The sequence below is a fragment of the Frankia sp. CcWB2 genome, assembly GCF_977927585.1.
Genome location: NZ_CDWRCM010000270.1, coordinates 1,842 through 5,029 on the forward strand (window position 1 = coordinate 1,842; position 3,188 = coordinate 5,029).

A 3,188-nucleotide genomic window follows, 5' to 3' on the forward strand; every position below is an offset into this window, starting at 1 on the left:
CTGGAGTGGGTGGAGTCGGTTTTCGATCCGGACATCCTCACGATCGGTTTCGCCCGGCGCGTGCCGTCCTACAAGAGGCTGACCCTCATGCTGCGGGACCGTGACCGGCTGCGCCGGCTGCTGCTGCACCCGCAGCGGCCGATCCAGATGGTCATCGCCGGCAAGGCGCACCCTGCCGACGATGGTGGCAAGCAGCTCGTCCAGCAGATCGTCCAGTTCTCCGACGACCCGGCCGTGCGGTCGCGCATCGTCTTCCTCCCCGACTACGACATCGGGATGGCGCGCTTCCTGTACTCCGGATCGGACGTCTGGCTGAACAACCCGCTGCGTCCGCTGGAGGCGTGCGGCACGTCGGGGATGAAGGCCGCGCTGAACGGCTGCCTGAACCTGTCCATCCGGGACGGCTGGTGGGACGAGATGTTCGACGGCCAGAACGGCTGGGCGATCCCGACCGCGGACGGGGTCGAGGACCCCGACCGGCGCGATGACATCGAGTCCGTCGCCTTGTACGACCTGTTGGAGAACACCGTCGCCCCCCGCTTCTACGACTCGGAGCCCGGCGACGGCATCCCGCGGCGCTGGGCCGCGATGGTCAAGCACACCCTGTCGGCTCTCGGTCCCCAGGTCCTGGCCAGCCGCATGGTCCAGGAGTATGTCGAGCGATACTACGTGCCGGCCGGTGTCTCGGCCCGGGCCGCCGCCGCCGGCGGCTTCGCCGGGGCCCGGGACCTGGCCGCCTGGAAGAGCCGGGTGCAGGCCGCGTGGCCCGGGGTCCGCGTGCTCAACGTCGACTCCGCTGGTCTCGGTGACACCCCTCAGGTGGGCCAGTCGCTGGTGGTGCGGGCCACGATCGACCTCGGTGAGCTGGCCCTCGAAGACGTCGACGTCCTCGCCTCCTACGGCCGGATCGACCAGACCGACCGGATCCTGGATCCTTCGACGCTGTTCCTGCAGCCGGTTGGCGAAGGGGAGGGCGGTCACCGCTACGAGGGCACCATCCCGCTCGGGCGCACCGGACCCTTCGGTTACACGGTGCGGGTGCTGCCCCGGCACGCACTCACCGCGAGCATCACCGAACTGGGCCTGGTTACCAACCCCTAGGGGTCCCCGCACCGCGGCGAAGCCGCCGTGCCGGGGGGATGGGCTCGTAGGACGAGCACGCTGTGGCCCAGCACGGTCAGGGACTCGCCGCCGGCATAGCTGGTTCCCGGTACCGCGACGGTCGCCGGGAATCCGGCGAGATCGTCGTCGGCGGTATTGAGCAGCAGGTCGTGGCGGGCCGCCCAGGGGGCACCGGGCAGGGTGACGACGGTGTCGCCGCGATCCGGATGGAACACGTACACCAGGCCAGTGCCGTGGGCCGGTCGATCGTGCGTCCCCCGCCCGCCGGCAGGATCCTCAGCGACGGGGCTGCCGGCGACATGGGCCACGAGCGTCGCGACCCGCGGGGCGTTCCAGTCCGCCACCGACATCACCGCCCCGTCCGCACGGAACCAGGTGATGTCCGCGAGTCGCCCGGGTGCCGACTGGCCGCCGTGGAAGAACCGCCCCCGGCGCAGCACGGGCTCGGCGGAGCGCAGTGCCGCCAACCCGCCCACCAGCCGGCACAGCGCCGGGTCGGGGCCGGCCGGGTCGGGGTAGGCGTGGTCCGGCTCCGCGACGTCCACCGATCCGGCGAGGTCGGTCGGCCAGTCGAGCCAGGACACCGCGTTGTCCTGGCAGTAGGCGTTGTTGTTGCCGCCCTGCGAGCGACCGAACTCGTCGCCGGCGAGCAGCATCGGGACGCCCGTGGACAGCAGCAGCGTCGTGATCAGTCCCCGGCGCACCCGGCGGCGGATGGTCAGGATCACCGGGTCGTCGGTCGCGCCCTCCACCCCGTAGTTCGCCGAGCGGTTGTCCGCCTCGCCGTCCCGGTTGCCCTCGCCGTTGGCCTCGTTGTGCTTCTCGTTGTAGGAGACCAGGTCGGCCAGGGGAAAGTCGTCGTGGGCGGTGACGAAGTTGATCGATGCCCAGGGGCGTCGGCCGCCGTGCTCGAACAGGTCCGACGAGCCGGACACCCGATAGCCCAGATCGGCGACGCCGCTGGTGTGCCTGTTCCACACGTCGCGCACGGTGTCGCGGAACCGCCCGTTCCACTCCGCCCAGGGGGCCGGGAACCCCCCCACCTGGTACCCGCCCCAGCCGACGTCCCACGGCTCGGCGATCAGCTTCACCGTGGCGAGGATCGGGTCGGCGTGGATGGCGGTCAGCAGGCTTGCCGCGGGGTCGAAGGCGTCGGGATTGCGGGCGAGCGCGGTGGCGAGATCGAACCGGAACCCGTCGACGCCCATCTCCGTCACCCAGTACCGCAGCGAGTCGCAGATCAGCCGCACGACGTGCGGTGAGGACGTGTTGAGGGTGTTGCCGCAGCCGGTCACGTCACGGTAGCGCCGGGGATCCATCGGCTCTACCCGGTAATAGGTCGTGTTGTCCAGGCCGCGCAGGGACAGCGTCGGGCCCCGCTCGCTGCCCTCGGCGCTGTGGTTGTAGACGACGTCGAGGATCACCTCGATGCCGGCGGCGTGCAGGGCGACGACCATCGCCTGGAATTCGCCGATCGGGTCGTCGGTGGCCGCGTACCCGGCATGAGGGGCGAAGAAGGCCAGGGTGTTGTAGGCCCAGTAGTTGATTTTTCCGCGCTCGAGCAGGGCCGGTTCGGAGACCGAGGCGTGCACCGGCAGCAGTTCGATCGCGGTGACGCCGAGCCGGCGCAGGTGCGCCAGGACGCTCGGGTGGCCGAGCCCGGCGTACGTCCCGCGTAACCGTAGCGGCAGGCCCGGGTGACGTTTCGTGAGTCCGCGTACGTGCGCCTCGTAGATGATCGTGTCCGACCAGGGGATGGTGGGCCGGTTGTCCGCCGGATGTACGCCCGGATGTACGCCGTGACCCGTCGAACCGCCACTCCCGGATCTGGGGTCCCCGATCCCGAGGTCCCCGAATCCGGAGTCCCTGGTCCCGGCGGGGCCCCGCTGCGCCCGCCCGGGCCCGGTCACGACGCAGCGGGGCACGAACGGTGCGGAGTCCCGCGGGTCCGGTTCGAAGCCGTAGGGGTCGCCGCCACCGAACCCGTAGATCGCCGGGTCCGTGCGCAGCGTCCCGGCTACCAATCGGGCGTAGGGGTCGACCAGCAGCTTCGCCGGGTTGTACCG

The 3,188-nt window shown here is 71.0% G+C and carries 2 protein-coding genes; one reads left to right on the plus strand and one right to left on the minus strand.

Features of this window, described 5'->3' with window-relative positions; translation table 11 throughout:
- The coding region (gene glgP / locus ACY45C_RS20115) for an alpha-glucan family phosphorylase (protein WP_462189120.1) at positions 1–1,101 on the plus strand (1,101 nt) is incomplete at its 5' end.
- Here glgP and glgX read toward each other — a convergent pair.
- On the minus strand, positions 1,098–3,188 hold a 2,091-nt coding region (glgX, locus tag ACY45C_RS20120), incomplete at its 5' end, for a glycogen debranching protein GlgX (protein ID WP_462189121.1). The two genes, glgP and glgX, sit on opposite strands and share 4 nt — an antisense overlap.